Raw genomic sequence first — 25,643 nt, forward strand, 5'->3', positions numbered from 1 at the left:
TGCTTCACCATCTTGGACCCCATTGCGTGGCGCCAGTTGGCAAGCGGTGATGTAGTCGTCAAACCCTCGGGCCACGTGGGCCTCCTCGACTGAAGTGGCCATCACCCCCCTGCCGCAGCGGATGCAAGACCCATTCGGGCCCGCGAAAAATCAGGGGGTGGCCGGCAGCGGGACGCTGTGGGCGAGAACCATCCGCCACCGTCCTCCGCGCTTGAGGGCGATATCCGTGAAGGCACCTACATCGTCCACGGTCGTGCCGTCCTCCAACCGCACCCGGGCGTACTGCCGGCCCGTGAGGACTCCGACGTCTCCGTAGACATGGACTCGCAGGTCATCGGACCCGACGGACAGGATGGTGCCAGGAATGGCGAGGATGGCCTCGATGAATCCGGCGCGATCCGCCATAGGACTCCCCGGAATGCGCAGTTCGAAGCGCTCGTCCAGGATGGACTCGAGCATCTGGCGATCCCGTGTACGGATGGCGCTGAACATGTCTTGTTCGAGTTGGCTCAGTTGAGCCTCGTCAGCCGTGTTCATCGGGTCCTCCCCTCGGGTGGAACGAAACCACCGTTAGTTGTCGAGCGCGCCCGCGAGGATCCACGAGCGGATCTGGGTGAGCTCTCCCTGGTTGGAGTCGAAGTAGCTGGAATTGCCCATGGGCATCCGGATGCCGCAATCCTCGGCACTGATACGCCACACCAGCAGGGACACTTCGGGGCGGCCGGGCGAGACCCGCGGGACCGAGGCACACGACCCCCCCCCGGATGCCATCAGCGAGGCGTGGGACTTGCCCACCTGCAGGTTCAGTCCCTCGGGGCCATTCCCGTTGTGGCAGCTCGAGCACTTCGCACTCCAGATGGGCTCGATGTCCTGGGCATAGGAGGGAATGCCCACCTGCACGGGCACCGAGCGGCTCTCCGAGCTGGTGCCATCGGACACGGTGACCTTCAGGGTATAGGAGGCGGGCTGGCTGAGTTCCCCCGAGCGCCATTCGGTAGAGGCCTGGTCCGGAGAGGTGAAAACCCCCGCTCCTGGAGGCTCCGTCGTCCAGGAATAGGTGAGCGGATCCCCATCCGGATCCCTCGCGGAGATGAACAGGGGGAGTGACTTGCCCGCGACGAGCCCCTCGGGGTCCGCGACGATGTCCCCGTCCACGCTGGGCGCCTGGTTGAGGGCGGGGACGTTCATGACGGTGACCGACACCGTGCCCTGGGTCGAGCCGCCCCTCCCGTCCGAGACCGTCACCTTCAGAAGGAAGGTCGTGTCGCGGGAGATGAACGGCGCGGTCCACGAGGGGGTGGCGTTGCCGCCCTCGGCGAACGTCCCCAGGGGCGCGAACGGGCTCTGGGTCCAGGAATAGGTGAGCGTGTCGCCATCGGGATCCGTGGCGGTCACCGCGAGGCTCGCGGCGGAGCCCTCGTCGAGGGTCTTCCGCGTCGTGGTCACCGGACCGAGCGTGGGAGCACGGTTGGGCGCCAGGACGGTGATGGAGATGGGCGCGGAGAGGGCGCTGTTGCCCGCGGCGTCCTGGGCCTTCACGGTGAGTTGGTGGTCGCCTACGGGAGTGGTGGACGAGTCCCAGGTGCACGAGAAGGTCGAACCAGAGCGCCGTGCGATGTCGTCCATGCACACTGGCGAGCCGGCGACGGAGAACTCCACCCGGGCCACCGTGCCCGAGTTGTCCTCGGCGGTGGCCCGGAGGATCCGCGAGCCCGAGACGCGCTCGCCTGGCGTCACCCCCTCCACCACCCGGACATTCACCGGCGCGACGGAGTCCGCGTCCCCGCCACACCCCATCATCCCCATGACAAGACAGCCCGCGACGAACCGAAGCGTTTTCATGGGGCGACACTATCGCATGCCCCCAAGGCCTTTCCGCATCCGCTCCGGGGGCTCGAGGACCATGTGCGATAGCCTGCGCTGAGCGGGAGGCCCACCGGAGCCTCCCGCCCAGGCGGAGGGTCTCAGTCCACGAGCAGGCGCTTCACGGGGGCGGGGTCCACCGCGACCATCAACGGACGGGTGAAGTTGCTGAAGGAGGCGATGGCCTGACCAGGAGCGAGCTGGGAAACCCGCTCCCACAGGCCCGCGTCGATGCTGCCCACGGTCCGTTGCATGCGGGAGATGACGGAGCTGTCCGTGATCTTGTGGATGATGAAGTTGTTGAGCAGACCCAGCACCTCGTTGGGGAGGTGCTGCGGCAACTGGGTGACGAAGACGAGCCCCAACCAGCGCTTGCGTCCGCGCTTGGCGATGCGCGCCACCTGCTCGAACAACACCGGCATCTGCGAGATGCGGCTGGCGGACAGGAACTCGTGTGCCTCCTCGAGGATGATGAGGACCGGGGTGACGGGCTCCCCTCCAGCGCTCGCCCGCTGGTAGCGCGCCTCCTGGGTCTCCTGAAGCCCTCGGAGGATGTCGGCGATAACGAGGTTGTTGAGCTGGGGCGAGTCCGTGCCCGACAGATCGATCACCGACACCCGCCCGGGCGTGAGCATGGCCTCATGGTCCACACCGGGGGCCGTGTCGACGTCGAAGATGTTCAGCCGACGCAACTGGTGGAGCTTGCCCGCCAGCGCCGTCCAGCTGATCTCGTTCTTGCTGCTCTGGGCGTAGACGCGGGCCATCACACGGCCCACGTTGCGGCCAAACTCGCTGAGCAGGCGCGGGCCACGGGGCGTGGACTCCTCGGAGGCCCCCTTGCGCTTGGACGGGGAGCGCAGGCTGTAGAGGTACGCGCTCACGACGTCCAGCAGGTGCTGGAGAGTCATCTGGGGATAGCCCGTCGTGAGTTCATCGACATCCAGCATGCGCTGACGGTCTTCCTCGTTCCGGGGCCGGGGGAAGATCTCGAAGTCCTCCAGGAGCAGCTTCGTGACGTCATAGGCCTCGTGGAAGCGCTCCTGCTGCGCCTCGGAGAGATTGAGGATCTCCGCGATGACATGGGGCGACAGGCTGGAGAAGTTCAGCGAGAAGCCGTGCAGGTTGTCGTGACCGGGATTGCGGCTGTCGCGGCCGGTGGGGTGGTGGATGTGGAGATCCTTGACGCCCTCGGCCTTCTGGCCCCGGCCCTCGAGGGTCTCGATCATCGCCGCGTGGTCCGTGGGTTCATCCACGTGCGTGTATTCGCCCTCCAAGTCGAAGACGATGGTCGCGATGCCCGCGGCCTGCGCGCGATGGATGAGGGTGGCGACCGTGGTGGACTTGCCACCACCGGTCGTCCCGATGATGCCCGTGTGCCGGGGGAGGATGGACTTGTCCCGGGAATCGAAGCGGGCCTCCATCCGGTCATGACCCGAGACCGTTCCCAGGCAGAGATCACCCGCCATGCCGAGGACCACCGCGCTCTCTTCCACGCCCAACAGGAAGACCGGACTCCTGGGCCGGGGCCGATGATCAGGCGGAAGGAGCTCTCCACCCGATTCCTCGCCCAGGAGCTCGACCTCCACGCGTCCATGGTAGTCGAAGGTGTAGGCAAGCTTCTTGCCCTGCACCACCACTCCGAAGGCCAGGGTGGAACCGGCGGAGATGGCATCGGACTCCGCGAACGGCCCGCGCACGACCACCCCCAGATAGGAGCGATTGTCCTCTTTCGATTTGATCCGCACGAGTGTCTGGAAGGAGAGCAGGTGGAGGTCCTCCCGGGTCGCCAGGACCGTGATGAGGTCGTCGTGGCTCGCCGTGGAGTCGAAGTGGGTGAAACCCACGGCATTGTCCAGCTCGGGGTCCATCGCCGCGCTGAGCTTGGGTTGCTTCCCGAATTCGAGGGACTTCCTCCACTCCTGTTCCGGAAGTGGCGGGGTGACATCGTCGCGAGCATGCATCGAAGGAGAAGGTGCTCTGGCACCCATCAGCGGAGCCTGGCGTGGGGCTTCGGCTCGCGCGGCCGTGGGGACGCGAATGAGCACGGGCGGTTTGATGCCGATCAGCTGGCTGCCTTGGAAGAACGCCCTGCTGTTCACGGCCTCGGCATGTCCCGAAACACACAAGGAGAAATCATCCTGCCGGATGATCTGATGGTCATTCCAATCGTACGCCGCGAACATGCCCGGATGGGTGGATGTGCTCCAGGTCGTCTGGCGGGTGGTGAGGACGCCCACGACCTCCACACGTCGGATCACCTCGGCGAGGCCGTTGGGATCCACGTTGAAGCGCTCCGCGATGACGTTCAGTTCCTCGTCGAACCGGCCTGCGTCGGGACGGTGGCAGAGCGCGAGCCAGGCCAGCGTCTCCAACGAGCAACCCAACTGCATGGCGAGTTCCTCGGAGGATTTGCGCTCGAGCTGCCGGTATTTCTTGAACACATGACCGAGCATCCACGCGTGCTCCTCGCTCCGCCGGGCCGCGGTCTTCAACCAGCTAGGCTGGCTCATCGGAGTCCTCCTTTCCGAAACGCTCCAGTATCTTCATGAGTCGATCCCGATGCCGCTTCACTGCCCGCCGCATTTGCTCCAGGGGTAATGAACCCAGTCCCAGTACTTCCGCCAACCGCTCGGTGGACCGCTCCCCTCTCAGGATCAGCCCGAGGAAGGCCACGTCCCGCTCGTCCTTCAGCTGACCTCGTTTGACGATTCGCTCCAGTGCACGTATGGCCTCCACGAGGTTCTCCATTTCCTCTTTCGGAGTCCTTCGCCAGAGTTCGACAACGCGGCCAAATTCGCGCTCCCGCCGGGCTGTCGATATTTCCGACCTGCGCCGATCCCTCACCTGACACTTGGCCGCCAGGGTCAGGTAGGAGAGCAAACGGCCTTTCTGGGGATCGTACCGCTCGGGCTGCTCCACGTAGGCCAGGAACGTATCGAAAATGGCATTGTCAGCCGCGTACTCTTCGCACCCCAGATCGTCTCTCAGGAACTGGGTGATCTGCTGGGCGAAGAACCCGTAGAGATCAGACAGGGTGACTGGATCTCGTCGAAGTGCTCGTCTGTGCAGATCCTGTTCATCTTTCGGTGGTACTCCTCGTGGTGGCATCCTCATCCCCTCTCCTCGCCAGGTGCGGTCGACCTCGCGCTCACGGTGTCTCGCCGCATCCTTCGCTCCGGTACCGGGGAGTTCGACGCACAGTCCGCCACCCCACGTGTGGGGTTGAGCCAGGAAGGAAGAAGCGGGCGGAATAAAAAACACCGCGTGGCGAACTCGGGCCTCTGGCGGCGAATGAAAGGAAGAAGACACGGCGAGACGCCGTGTCGCTCATTCCCTACGGAGGGGAACCATGACACCGCTGTCTTGTCGCGTCGCCACGACCCAGCGTGAGCTGGACGATGCGCTGCGCATCCGCTGGGCTGTCTTCGGCGCGGAGCTGGGATTGCTCGGAAGCACCCTTCCGCCCGCGCCGCGGGAGGTGAACTGCTTCGACACGCTGGAGACCACCGTGCACCTCATCGTCTATGCGGGCGACGCACCGGTGGCCACCTCTCGGTTGTTGTTGCCCAACGCCGAGGTGGCACGCGCCATGGGCGGGCGGCTGGGGATCGACCTGGAGCGCAAGCTGGATTTGTCGGCGATGGAGGGACCGGGTCTGGTGTTCGCGGAGACCACGCGCCTGTGCATCCTCAAATCCTGGCGCAACTCCGAGGCGATCCTGTGGTTGCAGGCCGGGATCTACCGGGAGAGCCGCCGCCGGGGTGTGACGCATTGGATCGCCTCGGCCAACATGGACACGGATTGGGCCGAGGACGCGCGACTCGCCGCCCAGGTGGCCTGCCATCAACGCCTGATGAGTCCTCACTGGCGGGCCCGGGCCCTCGCGCCCCAGACGCCTCCGGCCGTCGCGCACACGCCCATCTACACGGAGTTGGAGCGGGAGCGCGCCCGGCAGGGGCGGCTCGAGGGACTCCGGCTGCCCCGCGTCCTGTCCTTCCTCGCCCGCAGGATGGGCGCGCGCTTCATCGCCGACCCGCTCTATGACTCCGGCTTCCGGCGCTTCTCCCTGCCGCTGGTCGCGGCGCTGGATGAGGTTCCGGCCCGTACCCTGACGCACTTCGAGTCGCTGAACGTCCGCGAGTCCTGAACCGGACGCCTTTTCATCACCCCTCCCCTCACCCCTTCACCCCCACGAACGGGACCGCTCCACGGCCCCGAACAGGAGACGTACATGCACACGCAGAATGGAACGCAGTCACGGATGGATTGGATGGAGACCCTGGAGCACGAGGCGCGCACGCTGGTGGAGGACCTGGAGGCGCACCCCACCGCCCGGAAGCTCTTCGACGGCAGCATCGACGCGGCCGGCTACAGCCGCTACCTGGTGCAGGCCTACCACTACGTGCGGTGGACGACGCCGTTGTTGATGGAGTCGGGCGAGCGCATGAAGCGCGCGGGGAGCCACACCGCGCTCGGGGAGTTGTTCCTGCACAAGGCCGCCGAGGAGCGGGGCCACGAGCGCTGGCTGCTCTCGGACCTGAAGAACCTGGGCTGGTCGGCCGAGCGGGTCACGGCGGCGGGCCGTTGCCCGGCGGTCAACGCCTACATCGCCTGGAACCGGTACACGGCGCTGGCGGGCATCCCCCTCGCCTTCCTCGGCACCGCGTATGTGTTGGAGTACCTCGCCGTGCATCGCGCGCCCCAGGCGGTGGAGCGGTTGCTCGCGGCCCGGAACATCCCCAACATCCACAAGGCCGTCACCTTCCTGCGCGGGCATGGGGAGGCGGATGGAGAGCACGTGGCCGAGCTGACCCGGCTGCTGCGCTCGATGAAGGACCCGCGGGAACAGTCCGCCATGCTCCTGTCCGCGCGCACCACCCGCTCGCTCTACCTGGGGCTCTTCTCCAGTGATGCGCGGAAGGCTCCGGAGCACCCCACGCACTGAGCCATCCAGGCGCCGCTCACGACCGCACCGAGGCCCGGGCGATGAAGTCCGCCCGGCTATCGGCCCCCACCTTCTGGTAGATCCTGCTCAGGTGCTTCTTCACCGTCCCCACCGAGCACCCGGCCGCCTCGGCGATGTCTTCGTTCTGTCCGCCTTGAAGCAGGAGGGTCGCGATGTGCGCCTCCCTCTTGCTCAACCGATCTCGCCAGGCTTTGGGCAAGGGATGGGGAATCTCCTGCATTCTCAGCTCCCAGTAGACCCGTCCATTCACGGGGCAAAGGGGGTTGAACTCCACTCGCAGGGTCGCGTCGGCGCCAGGGCATTCCATGATGCGCGCGTCCGCTCTGGCCGCGCCCTGCGTCTTCACCAACAAGGCCAACCGCTCCGACAGGACGAGGGGAATGCCCGAAGAGTCCAGGTCGGAAGGGGTGAACCACCGCTCCAGCACCCTCTCGGCGTGAGCCGTTCGCAGTTCCTCCTCGGCCCGTGGCGTCAGGACCAGGGCGGCATGGGTCTGGCTCGAGATGAGTTCCAGCAATTGGCCCCGGTGCGCATCGGCGAACCTGCGAATGTTCCAGAAAGAATTCTCGATCCGGTGCCTCGCCCATTCGAGGAACTGCCGGCTCCTCGAGTGAAAGGGATCGCGCTCGCTGTACAGCGTGATGCCTCCGTGCCACGCCTCACCCGGGCGAAGGATTCCCACGGACAAGACATGTTTCAGCCGCATGCCACGCTCGCGGCTCAGCCGATAGGTGAAGGTGTTCTCCACCTTCTCGCCCCGGAGCATGTCGTCTTCACACAAGGGAACGTTGGGGTTTCGCATCACGGCGCCGAGCACGAAATCCCTGTACGCCCAGGCGGAATAGTCCTCGAGCAGGGGGGCGGACAGCCGCGTCCGCCACTCGTATCGGCTGGGATCTCCCAGGAGGGAGAGACAGATGGCCGAGCCATCCGCCTGGAACATCTGGCGGAACGGTCGCTCGGAGACCTCCTGCACATCCGCGAGGCTTTGCGCGAACTGGAGCTCATCCACCCACTCGCTGGCGATATCGCGTTCCCACTTTTCCATGTCCGACAGGCGCATCATGATCATCCCCCCACTTCTTCGCTCCGGAAGCCAGCGCCTGCTACCACCTTGATGGTACAGACCTGGTCATCGTCCAGGTGCATCTTCAGTCTCGAACACGGCACGAGGCCGTGTCCCGACAAAGGACGCACCCAATGCTCTACATCACACACATCCGTCTGGCCACTGGGGCCAATACCAGTCACGAGCACATCTCGGACGTCAAGTGGCTGGACACGACCACGCGACAAAGCAGCCAGGACACCCGGGCGGAAATGGTCAGGAAGATCGATCGGGGGCAGGACGTCCGGGTGAAGGACCATCGAGGCGACGTGCAGGTGCTCGTCGTTCGAGCCAATCCTCCCTACCTGCGGACCTACGCGGACGGCCGTCCCACAGACAATTTGTTGTCGCTCCCCCGCTTCTGACGGGCACATCCGCGCCTCTCCCTTCGCCACGCGGCGCAACAACGGCTCCGAGCCCGGGCTCCGCGTGGTCACAGCCAAGGAATAAGGAAGCCCTCCCCCGTTCGTCTGTACCTTCGAGGAGGTACTCCGCCCCGGCCTCGGAACCCTCCCTTCTGTCCAGGGAAACGAGCGCCCCAAAACAGGAAGTGAGTACTCACTTTCTTTTTGGGGCGGAGCCACTCATACTTCTGACATGTCCGATTCCTTCCTCCCCATCGACGGAGCGCCGCCCGCCCGGCGCACCCAGCAGGAGCGCCGGGATTCCACGCGCCAGAAGCTGCTGGACGCCACCGTCGAGTGCCTCGTGGAGCTGGGCTATGCGCGGACGACCACGATCGCGGTCGCCCAGCGCGCCGAGGTGTCCCACGGGGCCCTGTTCAAGCACTTCCCCACCAAGGCGGCGCTGCTGGCCGCGGCGGTCGAGCGCCTCTTCCCCCTCCTCATCGCCCGCTACCGCGCCGAGCTCGCCGACCTGCCGGCCGTCGCGGAGGATCGCATCGCCGAGGCCATCGAGCGGCTGTGGTTCATCTACCAGCGGCCCGAGCTGCTCGCCGCCATCGAGCTGTACGTCGCCGCGCGCACCGACGCCGAGCTGGCCGCGGCCCTGAGCGTGGTGGACCCGCCCCACCGCCGCCACCTGCACCGCGTGGCGCGCGAGCTCTTCCCCGAGGTCGCCGCCGCCCACCCCGGCTTCGATGCGCTCATCGAGCTCATCCTCAACGCCGTGCAGGGCGCGGCCGTGGGAGGCGCGGCCCTCCCCGCCAATCCGGACCACCGCGCGATGCTCACCCTGCTCGTCCAGCTCTCCCGCCGCGCCTTCTCCTCTCCCGCCTGAGCACAAGGAGCCTCCCCATGGCCGACACGCCCATCGATCTCACCCTGTACGCCATCCCGGCGTTCATCTTCCTGATGGCCGTGGAAGGGCTCTATCTCTGGCGTCATCGCGAGTCGGGCCTCCAGGGCTATGCCGCCCGGGACACCGCGGCCAGTCTGTCCATGGGGCTCGGCTACTCGGCCATCAACATGGTGTGGAAGGGCATCGCCTTCGCCTTCTACACCGCGCTCTACCAGCTCACCCCGCTGCGGCTGGGCACCGGGCCGCTCGTCTGGGTCGCCCTGCTGTTCGCCGACGACCTCTGCTACTACTGGTTCCACCGCATCCATCACGAGTCGCGCTTCTTCTGGGCCTCGCACGTGGTGCACCACTCCAGCCAGCACTACAACCTGTCCACCGCCCTGCGCCAGACGTGGACGCCCATGACGAACACGCTGTTCTGGGCCCCGCTCGCCCTGCTCGGCTTCCACCCGGTGATGATCGTCACCCAGCAGGCCATCAGCCTGCTCTACCAGTTCTGGATCCACACCGAGGCGGTGAACCGGCTGGGGCCCCTGGAGTGGGTGCTCAACACGCCCTCGCACCACCGCGTGCACCACGGCGCCAACCCGCGCTACCTGGACCGCAACTACGCCGGCATCTTCATCATCTGGGATCGGCTCTTCGGCACCTTCCAGGCCGAGGACGAGCGCCCCGTCTATGGCCTCACCCACAACCTGAAGACGTACAACCCGGTGCGCATCGCCTTCCACGAGTTCGCCGCCATCCTGCGCGACGTGCGCCGCCCCGCCCCACTGCGCGTCCGCCTGGGCCTCGTGTTCCGCGGGCCCGCCTGGAAGGCCCCCGGCGACAACACCGAGGCGCTCCCGACCCCTCAGGCCCCCGCGAGCGAGCACGTCTCCTCCGCGTGAGGGACTATTCGGTCGCGTCGCAGCCCCTCAACAAGGGCTCTCCGCGAGGCCCCGCGCGACCCCGGATCGCCCCTCAGTAGAGGATGCAGTCGAACCTTTCGACGATGGCGCGGAATTCTTCCGGGTTGGCGTCGTACCGCTGCGCCTCGGATGGGGCGAAGAGTGTCAGGGCCTTGGTAGAAGGCGGTTGGTCGTACAGGTCCTCGATGACAACAGAGCCAAAGCGTCCCGGCCACTGGACGCTGTTGAGTTCGCGGGCTCGCCCAATGGGGTCCAGGAGGGTGAAGCAGGGCCACTTGGGAAAGCGAAGGGTGGCGGGGTCCGAGCCCATGATGCGGCAGCCATCCAGCCGGGCCTCGGTGAAGTCGCAGTCCTCGATGGCCCCATATTCACAACCTGTACCGTAGTCGGGCCAGTGCCCGAAGTCGCACCCCGAGAAGCGACCCTTGAAGCGGCACCTCTTGAGGGAGGCCTTCACCCATTGCTGGTGGTTCTTCAACTCCTGCTTCACCTCGAAAGTGCAGTCGATGAACCGTGCTCCAATGATGATCAGGTTCCTGGCGGACACTTTCAGGACAACGGTGCAGTTCCTGAGCGACAGGTTGGGGCCAAGGAAATAGAGCGAGTTCTTGTCCGACAGCTCCAGCCGCTCGTTTTCAATCTCCTTGTTCTCAATGAGGACGTTCTCCAGCCACCCCATGGTTGCTCCTCTCAGAAGGTGAGCATCCGGAACAACTCGCCCGCCATGCGCCTGCCGTGACGAGCCAGATTCGACTCCGTGCCGGAGAGCATCTCGTACTGGCGGCCCGTCTTCAGGTCAACCACGTCCACTCCCTGGTGTTTGAACTGAAGGCTGCCTCGCAACTGGGCTTTCACCTCTTCGTGCACGAACCGCCCCCGGGCCTCGCGTTCCAGCAGTCTCGCCAGCCAGTATTCGCCCTGCTTTTCTGCTTCTCTGATGGCAGCTCTCTCCTGTTGGCTCAAGCGGTGAGGCCCCCACTTCTTGGCGGCCTGGGTGACGGCCTCCTGGAGCATGTCCCCCACCTTGTCCTCGGCGGGAATGTCCGCGGCCGACTTGCCCCGGGGCAAGTGCCAGCGCTGGCCGTCGCTCAGTTCCACCTGCCGGTTGCCGCCCCGGTGGCGAATGACGGTTTCCGCATAGCGGCCCCCTGGGGCCTGTCCCGCCCCACTGCCCTGCCCCTTCTTGAGCAGCACCACGGCCAGGGGGCCCTGGGGAGAGGTGGCCACCGTCTCCGCCGTCACTATGGCCTTGGCCAAGGCGCCCTCCGTCGCCCAGTAGCTCGTGCACCAGGGCCCCGCGCGTCTCGTCGAGCACGTGGCCAAAGGCCAGGGCCAGGGCGAACGCCCGCCGATCATCCGTGCGCAGGTAGGGCCCGTCGTCCAGAAGGCCCAGGCAGTCGCCTCCTCCCCGGGGCACGCACCACTGGAGGTACCTGACCCTCAAGGCTTCATCTGCTGCGGGGGTAAGGACCACCGGGCCCTCCTGGCGCTCGGGCACCAGGGTGTAGGCCTGGTCGCGGTACACCTCCAGCAGCCAGTCTCCCTGGCTGTCCACCGTCTCGACGCCCTCGGAGGGTGGCAGGAGATGGAGCAGCGCCCGGGCAGCCGCTCGTGGAATCTTCGTCCCCAGGCGCACGTCGCGGGAGAAGCGCAGGAAGGCCTGCTGGAACTCGGCCCTGGGGATGCGCACCGGCCGGGTGGCGATAGCGCCGGGCTCCAGGAAGTCCACGTCGTACACCGTGGCGGACTCGAGGCCGGGCTCCGCCGGAGCGGCCACACGCTCCTTGGGCGCTGGTGGGGGCGTCAGCGAGTGGTAGCGGGAAGCCACGAAGCTGTCCCCTGGGGTGCCCGAGGCACACGACAATTGGGAGAGGAGGAGGGCCCAGGCGCCAACGCAGGGGCTCAACCCCGCGCTCACAGGGCGAGCGCCAGGAAGACGAGTGGACACAGCGCACCTCCGGAAGCGACGCAGTCAAAAACCGTTGCTCCGGAACTACACGAAAATGCAGATGGACCCGTCAAGCCACTGGAAGACCGCTCCACATGAGGGGAGGCCGCCGCGCCTCTACTCGGACCAGACGAGCGCCAGCTCGAGCTCGACGGCCTCGAACGGCGCGGCGCGGACCCGCTCGTCTCCGGCGAAGGTCTCGACGAGCAGCCAGTGGCGTCCCTCGAGCCGGAAGAGGTCGAGCGTCTGGGCGATCGGGTCCACGTGCCAGACGTGGCGCACACCTTCCCGGGCGTAGATGCGCATCTTCTGCACCTTGTCGATGCGACGCGTGCGCTCGGAGAGGACTTCGCACACCCAGTCCGGGGCGAGGTCGTAGTGCGCCGGGGCGTCTTCTCCTCCGACGGCCCGCGGCAGGCGCTCGCGCCTCCACCCCGCGATGTCCGGCACGAGCTTGTCCGGCCGGGGGCCGAGGTGCAGCTCGGGCTCATCGATGATGACCCATCCGCCCGGACCCCCTCTGCCGAACAAGAAGGGCATCGAGAGCAGAGCGCCCAGGCGCGACGCCGCGTTGGTGTGCGCTCGGGCCGGGCGAGGGCTCAGGTGCAGCTCGCCGCCGAGGATCTCCGTCACCATCTCCGGAGGCGCCGCCTGGAAAGCGGCTTCGATGGACGGGGAGTTTGGCTCGGTGGACTCGGGATCATCGGGGTGGCGCGGAGCCATGAGTGGAAGATGGAGTATGTCCCGCGCACCGTGCAATCCCGACGCCGTCCGGAGTCGCGGAGCCCCGCCGGTGCGTGATGGCATGAGTGGACACTTCGCCGGGTTCTCCTCGCCAGCGAGAGAGCGTGAGGAGTGGGGCTTGTTAGGCTCCACGAGCCCGCTCGCCGGGCAGGAGACTCGGCCATGGCCTTCACGCTGACCGTCAATGGAGCCACCCACTCCATCGACACCGACGAGGACACGCCCCTTCTCTACGTCCTGCGCGACGAGCTGAGGCTCAATGGCGCCAGGTATGGATGCGGCGTGGGCCAGTGTGGTGCCTGCACCGTACTGAGCGATGGCGCCCCCCTGCGCTCGTGTTTCGTTCCCGCCGCCTCGCTGAGTGGCCGCGCGATCACCACGCTCGAGGGTCTGCGCGCACCGGACGGAACGCCGCACCCGCTCCAGCGCGCCTTCCTGGCCGAGCAGGCGGGACAGTGCGCGTACTGCATTCCGGGGATGATCCTCGCGGCCGAGGCGCTGCTGCGGGAAAAGCCCACGCCGAGCGAGGCGGAGATCCGCACCGCCCTGGACGCCAACCTGTGCCGGTGTGGCTCGCACAACCGCATCGTGCGCGCCATCCAGCGCGCCGCGGCGGAGCGCCAGCGATGAGCGCGCGCATCGAGCGGCGAGCCGTGCTCCAGGGCGCGCTGGTGCTGGCCTTCTCCCTGGCGGTTCCACCGGGCCACGGAGCCCAAACGGCCCCCGGGAAGCTCCCGGGAGATCTCCAGCGCAATCCCCAGCTCGACGCCTGGTTGCGCATCGGTGCGGACGGCGGGGTCACGCTCAAGACGGGCAAGGTGGAACTGGGCCAGGGCGTGTTGACGGCCTTCGCGCAGCTGTGCGCCGACGAGCTGGACATCGAGCTGTCACGGCTGGTCATCGTCTCCGGTGACACCCGGCACTCGCCCCGCCAGGGAGCCACGGCGGGGAGCATGTCCATGCCCGAGGGGGGCACGGCGGTGCGCGCCGCCGCCGCCGAGGCGCGCTCTCTCCTGCTGGCCATGGCCGGCGAGCGGCTGGGTGTTCCGGTCACCCGTTTGACGGTCCAGGACGGCACCGTCACCGATTCCACCGGGGGCGGCTCCATCACCTATTGGCGCTTGATGGGAGGACGCACCTGGAACCGCAAGGCCACGGGCACCGTCGCGCCCAAGCCCGCCTCAGCGCGGCGCTACATCGGCCGGCCCATCGCGCGCGTGGATCTTCCCGGCAAGCTCTCCGGCGAGCCGAGCTTCGTGCACGACTTGCGTCCCGACCGGCTGGCGCATGGCCGCGTCGTGCGGGCCCCGTCCCAGGGCGCGACGCTCCTCGAGGCCGACGTGGCCTCCGTGCGGGAGCTGCCGGGGATGCTCGGGGTGGTGCGCGACGGGGACTTCCTGGGCGTCATCGCGGAGAAGGAGTGGCAGGCCCACAAGGCGGCGACGCGCCTGGCGGCGAGCGCCCGGTGGCGGGAACACGCCCGTCTTCCGGAGGACCCCTACGCCTGGATTCTGGGACAGAAGACCCAGGACACGGTCATCGCTCACGCCGAGCGCCCGGAGGGTCCCGCCCCGGCGCGCGCCCTGGAGGCGAGCTACCGCCGCCCGTACGTGATGCACGGTTCCATCGGCCCGTCGTGCGCGGTGGCGCACTGGGACGGGGACGTGCTGACGCTCCACTCCCACAGCCAGACCATCTTCGAGACGAGCGCGGCGATCGCGAAGATGCTGGGCCTGCCCGCGGAGAAGGTGTGGGGCCGGCACCTGAGCGGCTCGGGCTGCTATGGCCACAACGGGGCGGATGATGCCGCCGCGGACGCCGCGCTCCTGGCCCGCGCCCTGCCCGGCCGCGCCGTCCGGGTGCAGTGGTCGCGCCAGGACGAGCACACGTGCGAGCCCTATGGCCCGGCGATGGTGACGAAGGTGCGCGCCAGCGTGGACGCGGCGGGCAACGTGCTCGACTGGACGTACGAGCTGTGGTCCACGTCGCATGGCACGCGCCCGGGGGGAGAGCCCGGCAACCTGCTCGCGGGCCGCTCCCTGGCCGAGCCCTTTCCCCAGCCCATCCCCAGGAATGGCGGGCCGCCCAACTACGCCGCTGATCGCAACGCCATTCCGCTCTACGCGTTTCCCGGGCGCAGGGTGACCACGCACTTCGTCACCGAGATGCCAGTGCGGACCTCGTCCCACCGCGCGCTCGGCGCCCACGCGAATGTCTTCTCCATCGAGAGCTTCATGGACGAGCTGGCCCACGCGGCGGGCGTGGATCCGCTCACCTACCGGCTGCGCCACCTGGAGGATCCCCGCGCGAAGGACGTCCTGCGCAAGGCGGCGGCGCTCCTGGGTGACTCCGCCCGACCGCCCCACCATGGGCGGGGCCTCGCCTTCGCGCGCTACAAGAACCTCGCGAGCTACTGCGCGGTGGGGCTCGAGGTCTTCGTGGAGCCCACCACCCACGCGCTCCGGGTGACGCGGGCCGTGCTGGCCGCCGACGCGGGGGAGATCGTCAATCCCGACGGGCTCACCAATCAGCTCGAGGGCGGCCTCATCCAGACCCTGAGCTGGTGTCTCAAGGAGGAGGTCCGTCACGACACGCGGCGCATCCTCTCGCGCGACTGGAGCAGCTACCCGGTGCTCACCTTCTCGGAGGTGCCGCCCGTGGAGGTCGCGCTCATCGACCGCCCGGGCGAGCCCTTCCTGGGAGCCGGAGAGGCCGCGCAGGGGCCCACGGCGGCGGCCCTGGCCAACGCCGTCTTCGACGCGACGGGCCTCCGGGCGCGGGAGTTGCCCCTGACGCCCCAGCGTCTGGCCGCGCTCCGGAAGACGGCCGGGCAGTGACGGGCTAGCGCTTCTTCCCGGCTCCGCGCTTGCCACCCGCCTTCTTGTCGCTCTCCTTCCAGACGCGGGCCATCCAGTCCTCGATCTCGTCCGCCTCGCGGGGAATGGCCTCGGAGAGGTTGCGCATGCCCCGCGCGGTGACCACGACGTCGTCCTCGATGCGCACGCCGATGCCGCGGTACTTCGCCGGCACGGTCAGGTCATCGCCCTGGAAGTACAGGCCGGGCTCCACGGTGAGCACCATGCCGGGCTGGAGCTTGCCGTACTTGTAGACCTCCTGCCGCGCCTGCGCGCAGTCATGCACGTCCAGCCCGAGCATGTGGCTGATGTTGTGCAGCGCGTAGCGCTTGTGGAACTGGTTCTCGTCCTTGAGCGCCTCCTCGGCGGAGGTGGGCAGGATGCGCAGGCGCTCCAGTCCCTGCGCGAGCACCCGCATCGCCACGCGGTTGGGCTCCATGAAGTCGACGCCCGGCTTGACGGCCTTCAACGCCGCCTCCTGGGCCTCGAACACCAGCGTGTAGATCTCCCGCTGCTCCTTCGTGAAGCGGCCACTGAGGGGCATCGTGCGGGTGATGTCCGCGGTGTAGAGCGATTTGCCCTCCACACCCGCGTCCAGGAGCAGCAGTTCTCCCGGCTCGAGCTTCCCGTCATTGCGCCTCCAGTGCAGGACGCAGGCGTGCTGGCCGGAGGCGGCGATGATGCCGTAGCCCACGTCGTTGCCCTCTTCCCGGGCGCGCAGGTTGAAGATGCCCTCCACCGTGCGCTCGCTCTGGGCGGACCGGAGCGAGCGGATCACGTCCTCGAAGCCTCGATGCGTGGAGGCGATGGCGGCGGACAGCTCGCGCAGTTCCTGGGCGTCCTTGAGGAGCCGCATCTCGGAGAGCGCCGTGGCGAGCGCCCGATCCCTCTCGGTCTGCTCGGGCAGCACGCCGTCCACCTTGGCCGAGAAGCCCCGGAGCACGCGCCAGGGATGGATCGCCCCGCCCCGCAAGGACGACAGCCGCGCGGGCAGCTCGTTCAGCCTCCGGCACTCGTCGATGCCGTAGCGGGCCTTGCTCTGCTCCACGCCCAGCCGGGGGCCGACCCACAGCTCGCCCTTCACGTGATCCGTGAAGAAGGTGGGATCGCTCCGGCCGGGGTTGGGCTCCACGAACAGGATGTCCGTGTGGCCGCCGCCCTGCTTGGGCTCCATCACCAGCACGCAGTCCGGCTCCAGGTTGCCCGTCAGGTAGTAGAAGTCGCTGCCCGGGCGGAAGCGGTAGTGGGTGTCGTTGGCGCGCACCTTCTCGTGCCCGGTGGGAATGACGAGCGTCTCCCCGGGAAACAGCTTGGACAGGGCCCGGCGCCGCGCCAGGAAGGACTCCGCGTGCTTGAGGCGGGGCGGCGGCTTCGTGGTGGCCGGCTTCCAGTCCTTCATCATGAAGTCCAGCAGCGCGGGCGGGCGCGCACTGCCGTGGCTGTTCTGCTTCGGCGGGGACGCCGGCTGCTGGGGCTCGGACGTCACGGGCTGTTCGAGGGCGTGCGGTTTGTCTTGCATGGTTGGCATCCTGAACAATCAGGTGGAGTGCTTCGAATCCCCGGAGCGCTCAGGGCTCCGGACAGTGTGCCCCCGTGTCGATCCACGCCTGGATGAGCTCCCCGAAGACCCGCTGCGTGCCGGGCACCGCCTGGAGCCCGGGCCCCGGATCCCACCCCCAGGCGACCAGCACGTCCTCGGCCATGTGGTGGTGCAGCCGCGCCAGATCCTTGCCGCCGTTGCGTGCCGGATCCTTGATCTGCACGCAGATGGAGCCCAGGGATCTGCCCACCCACGCCATCTCCGCCGGAGCCAGCGCCCACTTGGGGTTGCCGGGGACGCCGCGCAGCGTCTCGCCCACCACGGGGAGGTTGGCCGCTTGATGGCACGTCGCGCAGGGCAGTCCCGGCGGGCCGTGGCCCTCCTCCCCTCCGGACACCACGGGAAGGTGACGCCGCTGCTCCAGCCCCTGGCGCGGCACCCCGTCCGCCGGGTGGCAGTTGGTGCATCGCGGATGGGTGATGACCCGGCCGGCCTCGGTGAAGAGCGCGATCGAACGGGCCCGGGGATCGGCGATGGTGGAGAAGTCCGACACGGGCCGGAGCGGCGGCAGGACCTCTTCCTCGCGTCCGGTGCGCGGGGCCGGCTCCTGGGGAGGCGGTGGCCGCGCGGCGTTCTTGCACCCCACGAGGAGCACGGTGGCCGCGCTCAACACCCGAAGCATGACGGGGAGGACTCGCATGCGGCGCGAGCCTGTCACACGCCCGGAGTCACGGCCAGGGCCGAAACGCTCAGTCCCGGCAGCAGGCGATGGCGCCGTCCTGCGAGCGGAAGAAGGCCGTGGTCAGCTCCCGCCCCACCCAGCCGCACAGCACCTCGTAGGTGCGCCGCCGGGCGCCCCCCACGCGTGCCGCCTCGCGGCTGAGGGTCTCCGGGTGCCGGATGAAGACGTTGTAGCCGAGGATGACGCCATCCGAGCGCAGCAGGGTGATGCCGTCGGTGGCCATCATCCCGCGCAGCAGTTGCGCCATGGCGCTCACCGCGGAAGCCGACTCCACCTCCGGCGCCTCGTGGTGGCGCATCACCCGCGCCACCATGTCGATGGGCGCGTCCAGCAGCACGCCGTCCACGAAGAGCGGCAGGGCCGAGCCCCCCTTGGGCAGCACCGCCACCAGCGTGCCGTGCGAGGACTGCATGGCCTCGAAGAGCACGCGCCGGTAGAAGTCGCGCGTGAGGCCTCGCGCCGGCTCGCGCACGTCCGCCGTCAACCCCAGCGCCAGCTCGTCCATGGCCACCGTGGGCAGCAGGTTCTCCGCCCGCGCGCCCGACAGGAACACGTGCCGCGTGAGTCCGCCCAGCGCGCGCAGCTCGACGACGTTCTCCGCCAGTTGCAGCACGCCCACCATGCGCGAGGCGCCATCTCCCGCGCGCCGCATGCGCTCCAGCGGCGTCTCCACCAGCGGCGAGGGCTCGGTGCGGAAGATGCCGTAGCGAAAGCCCTCGGGCACGAGCAGCAGGTACAGCGACCACCAGCGTCCCTGGCCGAGCGGTGCGCACTGCTTGAGCGCCCGCTGCACCGTCTCGCGCGTGCGGGGACCCGTTCCCACCGCCACCGGATCCTTGCCGTTGAGCACCCGCATCATCCCGTCCAGGTCGTCCCCCAGGAACGCCACCGGGAAGAGCGGCTCGCCCTCCTCCCGGTAGCGCGACAGCGTCACGAGCAGCTCGCTGAGGGGCTCGCCCACCTGCGCGGAGCCCAGTCCGGCCTCGGAGAGGAAGGAAGAGATCGCCTCCGACAGCAGGTGGCGGAAGGACAGGACCGTCGAGGCCCCCGGATCCACGGGACCCAGGTTCGTCCGGGGGCCCGGAACATTCGACTCATCGTCTGAAGCCAGGAAGAGCATGGGGAAGACACCGCGGCGACCGGCCAGGACCTGGAATGAATTATCCATCCTTCAGGCCCTTCGCGCTCCCTCCGAATTTCCCGAGGACGCGTGATGCCGGCAAGCCCCCCAGGCATCCGGGCGCTCCCGGTGATGGCGGGGCGACACTCTCCCCGCTCCGCCGAGGTCAGCGGCGGAAGCGCTCGAGGATGCCCGCGGCGGCCTCGGCGTGGCCCGCGTCCCTCAGCCGGTCCGTGGCCCAGGTCACCGCCCGTGCCATGTCCTGCACGGCCACATAAGGCGTGGGCATGGGCATGACGTGGAAGACGGTGCTCATCGTCAGCCGGATGAGGGGCGAGGTGATGATGAACGCGCAGCCGAGCAGCAGCTCGCGCATGGGCTGCGCGTGTTGGCTCAGCCACTCGAACTGGCGCTGGCGCTGACGCGCCGTGGGCAGGGAGAGCCGCGCCGTGTCGAGCACACTGACGTACGGCTCGCCGCGCCGCAGGTAGAGCGAACCCTGGAGAAGGTACTCCTCATAGGCCTCGTCCGAGACCTGCCCCTCGAAGCGAGACACGAGCAGGGGCCAGAGCGAGTCGTCGAAGATGATGGACGCGGCCATACCCTCTACGCACCTGTCTCCGGAAACCGGCGGCCCTCCAGGGTCCGCGCAACCACGACGCACCGCGTGAACGTCATGCCGCCTACCCTATCTCCAACGCCTACCCGCCAGAAGCCACGGCACGAGCGAGGCACCTCGAAGGGCGAGGAGACGGACCGCCGCCGCCCACCCTCCCCGCGCGGGAGCCCGGCCTCGGAAATCTGCTTCCTCGAACAGACTCCGTCCCTCGCCTTCCAGGGCACCCCACTTCTCCGCGTGGGCCGCGCACGACACGAACGTGACACGGGACCACCCGTCCCGAAGAGCCAATGTCTTCCACCCGTATGACACTCACGGGCACAGTGGGTGCATACCCCGCGTGTGCGGCGGACGAGCCGCATCACGAGGTGAGGACGCGATGAGACGTGGATGGGGGTGGGGCGCGAGGTGGATGGGCGGAGTGGCGGCGGTGGCGTTGTTGACCCACTGCGGTACGGGGGAGAGCGGACAGGAGGAGCCCCGGAAAGAGGCACCGGCCTCGCGGGTGGAGCAGGCCCTGGTCACGACGGTGACCTTCACGCCAAGCGCGGATGCGTTCGCGCGCCGGGACTCGCCCGAGCAGAACTTCGGAAGCGGGGAAACGCTGAGCGTGGACCAGTCACCCGAGGAACGCGGGTATCTGCGCTTCAACGTCACCGGGTTGCCGGGCACGGTGGTCCACGCGAGGTTGCGCCTGTATGTCACGGGCAGCACCGTGGACGGACCGCGGCTCTACGGCACGCGCAACTGGGACTGGCAGGACTCGACGCTCACCTGGTACCGGTCGCCGTACACCTCCGAGCAGCAGTGGCTGGAAGACAAGGGGGCGCTCTCCAGTGGCACCTGGGCGGACTTCGACGTGTCGGCCGCGGTGCATGGAGATGGCGACTACTCCTTCATCCTGGAGGCCACCTCGGCGGATGGCGTGGACTTCGCCTCGCGCGAGAACAGCCGGGCGGACAGAAGGCCCCAGCTCGTGCTCACGGTGGACTCCGAGCCCACCTGCCTGCCGCGCGTCTACACGAAGAGCCACACCGAGCAACCCTACGGGGACACCTACGTGTCCGAGGCCCAGCCCACGCAACGCTTCGGAAGCGAGTCCGTGCTGCGCGTGGACTCGAGCCCCACGCGCTTGGAGTCCTACCTGTTCTTCTCCAACGAGTACATCTACGACCTCGACGCGTGGAACGTGAAGCGGGCCACGGTGCGGCTGTACGCCACGGATGGCACCTCCAACGGTCCGCGGGTGCACACCACCCAGGGCGGCTGGAGCTGGCCGGACTATGACTTCGAGTGGAACACCCGGCCGGCCATCGTGGGCCCGCCGCTGGCGGATCTCGGCGCCATCGCGGCCAACACCTGGGTGGAGGCGGACGTCACGAGCACCGTGGCCAGTCAACGGGGCGCCACCTTCTTCGGGCTCCTGTCGGATTCGAGCGATGGGGTGGACTTCGTGTCGTCGAACGCGGCGGCGGCCGAGCGGCATCCCCAACTGCGCGTCGAGTTCGAGTCGGGCCCCTACTGCACCTACCGGGGCACGGCGGGGGGTCGCACGAACTACACCCGGCACTACGGCGGCGCGGGCGAGGAGCGGCTGCTGGCGCTGGGCGCCGACTCCCAGGGCGGTTTCGTGGCGGCGGGCCGCTTTGGCGATGCCCCCTTCCCCGGTGAGACGGGCTTCGCCCTCGCGCGCTACGACGCGGCGGGCTCGCCCCTGTGGACGCGGCAGGTGACCACCGCGAACGTCCGCCCGCAGGCGCTCACGGTCACCCCCGAGGGCAACATCCTCGTGGTGGGCCTCTACTCCGGCTCGCCCGACCTCGGCACGGGCGCGCTGCCCACGGTACCCGGAGCGTGGACCGCGGGGACGTTCATCGCGAAGTTCTCTCCCACCGGCCAAATCGTGTGGAGCCACGGCTTCGTCGCCACCTACTTCTACGTCCCGGACCAGGAACTCCAGTACTGGCCCGTCCAGGCGGCGTCGGTGGCCACGGATGCCCAGGGCAGCCTCATCGTCGTGGGCAACTTCCATGGAGAGGTGGATTTCGGAGGCGGCGTACTCTTCGCGGGTCGCAACAGCGTCTACAGCGAGGATGCCTACCCGGGCAGCTTCATCGCGAAGTTCGACTGGCAGGGCCAGCACGTCTGGTCCCGTGCCACCGAGGGGGCGCCTGCCGAGCCCACGGCGGAGACCCGGGCGGTGAGCACCGACAACGCGGGCCATGTCTTCGTGGCGGGCCGGGCCAACTCCGGCGCGGACCTCGGTGATGGGCAGCCGATCGCTTGGAGCTCGCCCTACCTCGCGAAGTACGACGGCGCCACGGGTGCGCTCCAGTGGAAGCGGGTGTTCCAGGGCCCCTCCTCCTCCTGGGTCTACGGCGAGGTCATCGCCGTCCGGCCGCTGCCCAATGGCGACGTGGCCTTCGGCGCCAACCTGGGCGGCACCTTCACCTTCGGAGGCGGGACGTACACGGGAGGTGTTCCGTGGGATCAGGGCTACCCGGGCAATCTCAATGGCTTCACGGGCACGCTGAGCGCCACGGGCGGCGACAAGGCCCTGCGCGACCTCAAGGGGACCCGGATCCTGAACCTCGTCGCGGCGAGCGATGACACCTACACGGTCTCGGGTTTTGGCAGCAATGTCGACCTGGGCGGTGGTGTCGTGGGCCCAGATGGGCGCGTCGCGAACTCGGCCTTCGTGGCGCGCTACACCGCGACGGGCGCGCACCTCTGGTCCCGCTCGCTCGAGGGATTCACGGGGGATTACTACTGGCCCCGGATGCTCCTGGCTCCGACGACCGGAATGGACGTGCTTATCGGGGGCGACTTCGCCCTGCCCTTCCAGCATGACGGGGTGACGTACACGCCGCGCGGAGCCTCCGACCTGTTCTACCTGCGGCTCACTCCCTAGTCCCGGGTGACGGGGAGACGCGAGCGCGTCTCCCCGTGGCCCCTTCTCAAGGAGTGACGGGCTCGCGCGCCCGCGCGACGGCCACCACTTCCTGTCCCGGCACCGCCATCACCCGCCGCGACCAGGTGGGATGCTGGGGGCAGCTCACGCGCACCTCCAGCTCCCGGCCCGCCTCGATGGACAGGGAGACCGGCGTCGTTCCCGGCGCCATGCGGCCATCCACCTCGACGAGACAGCCCGTGGGCTCGCTCACCTTCAACGTGCCCTGGCTGCCCGGCACGGGCTGGGTCTCGGTGAGGGTGTGCACGTCGAGGACGTCCTCGCGCACCGCGAGGCCGAAGCGGCGCAGGCGGCCCTCCACCGAGGTGGAGATGATGCGCTGGCGCACCTCCTTCGGATCGAGCGTCTGGGGATCCTCCACCCGCAGACCGGCGACGTAGAGCTGCTCCCCGGGCTCCCGATTGAGCACCTCGACGCTCGCATCCGAGCGCCTCACGGCCAGGGCCACGCCCACCGCGATCAGGGCCAGCAATCCGATGACGCCGGCCACGACCCAGCGCACGGGGAAGGCGCGGGAGGCCGCGGGCACCGCCTCCGCCGGGGACGGAATGGCGGGCGGGGCCGGCGCGGCCTTGGGCGGAGGAGCGGCCAGGGAGGTGGGCGCGGGGGCGGCCTGGGCCGGCGAGACCGGAGGCGGAGCGGCCGGGGTGGCGGGCGGAACGGGCGCGGCCAGGACGGCGGAGAGGACCGTCTCGGGGGGCGGAGGAACCATCGGCGTCTCCCCCGTGGAGCCCCTCAGGATGGGCGAGGGTCCGGTCCAGTTCGGGCTTTTCAAGGCCGTTCCGGGGGGCGGAGGCTCCATGGGGGTCTCTCCGGTGGACCCCTTCAAGATGGGCGAGGGTCCGGTCCGGGTCGGGCTGTTCGAGGCCGACACCACGGCGGGGAACGAGCCGGTGGCGGGCGAGATGGGGCCGAACTCCGCGAGCCGATCCCCCAGCGTAGTGAGGAAGAACCGGGCCACTTCCGCGGGAGAGGAGTGCAGGCCGAGGCGGACCATGACCGCCTCGATCTCCTCGCGCAGGGCGGCGGCCGAGGGCGTGCGGCGCATGCGATCCTTCTCCAGGGTGCGCAGGATGATCTCCGACACGTCCTGGGGAATTTCCGGCTTGAGCTGCGAGGGCACGGGGGCGGGGTCGCGCACGATGGCGCTGAGCGTGGCCGCGTCGTGGTCGCGCTTGAAGGGGAGCTGGCCGGTGAGCAGCTCGAAGAAGACCACGCCGAGCGAGAACACGTCGTTGCGCGCGTCCAGGGGCCGGCCGGCGGCGGCTTCCGGGGAGATATAGGAGATCTTCCCCTTGACCACGCCCGAGCGGGCGACCTCCTCGCCCTGCACCTTGGCGATGCCGAAGTCGCCCAGCTTGATGGCGCCATCGAGCGACACGAGGATGTTGTGGGGGCTGACGTCGCAGTGCACCACGGGGTGGGAGACGCCGGCCGGGTCCACGTAGCTGTGGGCGTAGTGCAGGCCCGCGGCCGTTTCGGAGATGATGCGCAGCGCGTGCTCGAGCGGCAGGGAGATGCCCTTGCGCTTCATCTCCGTCATGAGGCGCTTGAGGTCCGGCCCGCGCACGTACTCCATGAGGATGTACGCCACGCCCTCGGACATGCCCATGTCGAACGTCTGCACGACGTTGGGGTGGGTGAGGCGCGCGTTGGCGCGAGCCTCGGCGAAGAGCATGTCGACGAAGTCGGTGTTCTCCGCGTACTGGGACAGCACCTTCTTCATCACCACGTACTTCTCGAAGCCCTTCACCCCCGCCTGCCGGGCGAGGAACACCTCCGCCATGCCGCCCTGCCCCAGCCGCCGCAGCACGCGCAGCCGGGTGGCGCCGATGTCGTTGTTGAGGTCTGAATGGCTCTCCTTGCCCTCGTTGTTCTCCGAGGGCTCGGCGTTCGTGGAGAAGAGGTACTGGCTGAGGGCGCGCGGCTCGAGCGCCTCGATGTCCTCCAGGCGCGTCTCCACCAGGGAGGCCTGGCTGAGCAGCTGCACGAGCTGGGGGATGGCGGGCAGGCGCGCGGTGCCGCCGCACACGGGGCATTCGCGCTCGGGGCTGGCGTTGGCGAGCAGCCGGGCGAGGTACTCGGAGGCCAGGGTGCGCTGGGGGTTCTCGTTGCCGCAGTGGCGGCACTCGCTCGGCAGCCACAGGGTGTTGATGCGCGCGGCGAGCGGCCGGCCGAAGCGCGCGAGGGCCGTGAGCGCGGGCGGCGTGACGCGGCAGAGCACCACCTGGGCGCCGCGCGAGGCGGTGTCGAGCACCTGCTCCAGCTTGGGAATGGCGTCGGGCTCCACGCGCGAGACGTGGGAGAAGTCGAAGGCGACGCGCCCCTCCAGGCCCGTGGCCAGCCGCCGCACGTTGAGGTCCCCCGTCAGCTCGCTGGCCAGGGTGATGTAGGTGATGTCGTCCTGGACGATCTTCAGGTGGGTGGTGAGCGGCACGGGGGCGCTGGGCATGATGGCGCGCAGGTAGCGCATCACCAGCGGGTCCACCGTGCCGAAGTGCTGGCGCCGGGCGTGGTCGAAGAACTCGCTCGGCAGGTCCGCGAACTCCAGCTTGCCGGCGCACACCGGGCAGGTGTGCACGGGGGCGCGGCCCTCGGCGATCACCGCCGCCTCGGCCTGCAGATCCACCAGCCGCAGCCGGTCCTCGCCACAGGCGCGGCACAGGTAGGGGGCCAGCACGGACAGCACCCGCGCCACGCCCGCGAAGCCCTCCACCATGTTGAGCTGATCCACCATCACCGGGGGCGTGTTCACCAGATAGAGCGACAGGGCCCCGGGGGGCAGCTTGCTGGTGAACTCGATCCACTTGCTGACACCAAAGGAGCTGATGCGCTCCACCTGGCCCAGATCGAGGACGATGAAGCCGACGAGATCCCTGATCTTCGAGGTCAGCGGGAACGTCTCATCGATGACGCCCGCGATGCGGACGTGGTGGATGGTGCCCACGCGCACGCGGTTGATCGTGGCACTGCAGCCCTGCGTCTCCACCGGCCCA

21 protein-coding genes are annotated in these 25,643 nt (G+C 68.7%); 8 read left to right on the forward strand and 13 right to left on the reverse strand.

All coding sequences use genetic code 11. The features are described from left to right. Positions 1–150: 150 nt before the first annotated feature. From F0U63_RS28895 to F0U63_RS28910, 4 genes are all read right to left on the reverse strand, one after another. Entirely contained in the window at positions 151–537 is a 387-nt protein-coding gene (locus F0U63_RS28895; protein ID WP_395834578.1) for a nuclear transport factor 2 family protein, read from the reverse strand. A gap of 33 nt (positions 538–570) precedes the next feature. After that, positions 571–1,842: an Ig-like domain-containing protein gene (locus F0U63_RS28900; RefSeq protein WP_395834580.1), complete on the reverse strand. Its 1,272-nt coding sequence runs from the start codon at positions 1,840–1,842 to the stop codon at positions 571–573. A 122-nt stretch (positions 1,843–1,964) separates the two neighbouring features. Then, positions 1,965–3,851, reverse strand: coding sequence for an ATP-binding protein (locus tag F0U63_RS28905; RefSeq protein WP_395848441.1), 1,887 nt, complete (start codon positions 3,849–3,851; stop codon positions 1,965–1,967). A 508-nt stretch (positions 3,852–4,359) separates the two neighbouring features. Continuing rightward, positions 4,360–4,977 carry a sigma-70 family RNA polymerase sigma factor gene (locus F0U63_RS28910; protein ID WP_395834582.1) on the reverse strand — a complete coding sequence of 206 codons (618 nt, stop codon included), beginning with the start codon at positions 4,975–4,977 and terminating at the stop codon, positions 4,360–4,362. Between the two features lie 235 nt (positions 4,978–5,212). On the opposite strand from F0U63_RS28910, the gene F0U63_RS28915 reads away from it, so the two are divergent. Continuing rightward, positions 5,213–6,010 carry a GNAT family N-acetyltransferase gene (locus F0U63_RS28915; RefSeq protein WP_395834585.1) on the forward strand — a complete coding sequence of 266 codons (798 nt, stop codon included), beginning with the start codon at positions 5,213–5,215 and terminating at the stop codon, positions 6,008–6,010. Positions 6,011–6,094: 84 nt separating this feature from the next. After that, entirely contained in the window at positions 6,095–6,808 is a 714-nt protein-coding gene (locus tag F0U63_RS28920; protein ID WP_395834587.1) for an iron-containing redox enzyme family protein, read from the forward strand. 16 nt (positions 6,809–6,824) lie between these two features. Here F0U63_RS28920 and F0U63_RS28925 read toward each other — a convergent pair whose 3' ends face one another. Further along, positions 6,825–7,136 carry a helix-turn-helix transcriptional regulator gene (locus F0U63_RS28925; protein WP_395848442.1) on the reverse strand — a complete coding sequence of 104 codons (312 nt, stop codon included), beginning with the start codon at positions 7,134–7,136 and terminating at the stop codon, positions 6,825–6,827. A gap of 893 nt (positions 7,137–8,029) precedes the next feature. Between F0U63_RS28925 and F0U63_RS28930 the strand changes: the two genes are divergently transcribed. From F0U63_RS28930 to F0U63_RS28940, 3 genes are all read left to right on the forward strand, one after another. Continuing rightward, positions 8,030–8,302, forward strand: coding sequence for a DUF3892 domain-containing protein (locus F0U63_RS28930; RefSeq protein WP_395834589.1), 273 nt, complete (start codon positions 8,030–8,032; stop codon positions 8,300–8,302). Between the two features lie 232 nt (positions 8,303–8,534). Continuing rightward, entirely contained in the window at positions 8,535–9,176 is a 642-nt protein-coding gene (locus F0U63_RS28935) for a TetR/AcrR family transcriptional regulator (protein ID WP_395834591.1), read from the forward strand. A gap of 17 nt (positions 9,177–9,193) precedes the next feature. After that, positions 9,194–10,087 carry a sterol desaturase family protein gene (locus tag F0U63_RS28940; RefSeq protein ID WP_395834593.1) on the forward strand — a complete coding sequence of 298 codons (894 nt, stop codon included), beginning with the start codon at positions 9,194–9,196 and terminating at the stop codon, positions 10,085–10,087. A 73-nt stretch (positions 10,088–10,160) separates the two neighbouring features. Here F0U63_RS28940 and F0U63_RS28945 read toward each other — a convergent pair whose 3' ends face one another. The 3 genes from F0U63_RS28945 to F0U63_RS28955 all read right to left on the reverse strand — a co-directional run bounded on the left by F0U63_RS28945 (position 10,161) and on the right by F0U63_RS28955 (position 12,779). Then, positions 10,161–10,787, reverse strand: a complete 627-nt coding sequence (locus F0U63_RS28945; RefSeq protein ID WP_395834595.1) for a hypothetical protein — start codon at positions 10,785–10,787, stop codon at positions 10,161–10,163. Between the two features lie 11 nt (positions 10,788–10,798). After that, positions 10,799–11,365, reverse strand: a complete 567-nt coding sequence (locus tag F0U63_RS28950; protein ID WP_395834597.1) for a hypothetical protein — start codon at positions 11,363–11,365, stop codon at positions 10,799–10,801. Between the two features lie 808 nt (positions 11,366–12,173). Further along, positions 12,174–12,779 (reverse strand): Uma2 family endonuclease, encoded by a 606-nt coding sequence (locus F0U63_RS28955; protein ID WP_395834599.1) that lies wholly within the window; start codon positions 12,777–12,779, stop codon positions 12,174–12,176. 183 nt (positions 12,780–12,962) lie between these two features. Between F0U63_RS28955 and F0U63_RS28960 the strand changes: the two genes are divergently transcribed. Further along, a complete protein-coding gene (locus F0U63_RS28960; protein ID WP_395834601.1) occupies positions 12,963–13,430 on the forward strand; it encodes a (2Fe-2S)-binding protein in 468 nt (155 codons plus the stop codon). Then, positions 13,427–15,637, forward strand: coding sequence for a molybdopterin cofactor-binding domain-containing protein (locus F0U63_RS28965; RefSeq protein ID WP_395834603.1), 2,211 nt, complete (start codon positions 13,427–13,429; stop codon positions 15,635–15,637). Before F0U63_RS28960 ends, F0U63_RS28965 begins: the two co-directional genes overlap by 4 nt. A gap of 4 nt (positions 15,638–15,641) precedes the next feature. Here F0U63_RS28965 and F0U63_RS28970 read toward each other — a convergent pair whose 3' ends face one another. From F0U63_RS28970 to F0U63_RS28985, 4 genes are all read right to left on the reverse strand, one after another. Next, entirely contained in the window at positions 15,642–17,174 is a 1,533-nt protein-coding gene (locus tag F0U63_RS28970; protein ID WP_395834605.1) for an aminopeptidase P family protein, read from the reverse strand. Between the two features lie 49 nt (positions 17,175–17,223). Then, a complete protein-coding gene (locus F0U63_RS28975) occupies positions 17,224–17,895 on the reverse strand; it encodes an Isoquinoline 1-oxidoreductase subunit (RefSeq protein ID WP_395834607.1) in 672 nt (223 codons plus the stop codon). Between the two features lie 49 nt (positions 17,896–17,944). Beyond that, the gene (locus F0U63_RS28980) at positions 17,945–19,057 is read right to left on the reverse strand and encodes a hypothetical protein (protein WP_395848443.1); all 1,113 of its coding nucleotides are present in this window, start codon (positions 19,055–19,057) and stop codon (positions 17,945–17,947) included. A 166-nt stretch (positions 19,058–19,223) separates the two neighbouring features. Then, a complete protein-coding gene (locus F0U63_RS28985) occupies positions 19,224–19,658 on the reverse strand; it encodes a hypothetical protein (RefSeq protein WP_395834609.1) in 435 nt (144 codons plus the stop codon). A 397-nt stretch (positions 19,659–20,055) separates the two neighbouring features. Here F0U63_RS28985 and F0U63_RS28990 point away from each other — a divergent pair, with 397 nt between their 5' ends. Further along, positions 20,056–22,587 (forward strand): DNRLRE domain-containing protein, encoded by a 2,532-nt coding sequence (locus F0U63_RS28990; protein ID WP_395834611.1) that lies wholly within the window; start codon positions 20,056–20,058, stop codon positions 22,585–22,587. A gap of 46 nt (positions 22,588–22,633) precedes the next feature. On the opposite strand, the gene F0U63_RS28995 is transcribed toward F0U63_RS28990, so the two are convergent. Further along, positions 22,634–25,636, reverse strand: a complete 3,003-nt coding sequence (locus tag F0U63_RS28995; RefSeq protein ID WP_395834613.1) for a serine/threonine-protein kinase — start codon at positions 25,634–25,636, stop codon at positions 22,634–22,636. Between the last annotated feature and the right edge of the window lie 7 nt (positions 25,637–25,643).

It is taken from the genome of Cystobacter fuscus (assembly GCF_044360685.1).
Taxonomy (GTDB): domain Bacteria; phylum Myxococcota; class Myxococcia; order Myxococcales; family Myxococcaceae; genus Cystobacter; species Cystobacter fuscus_C.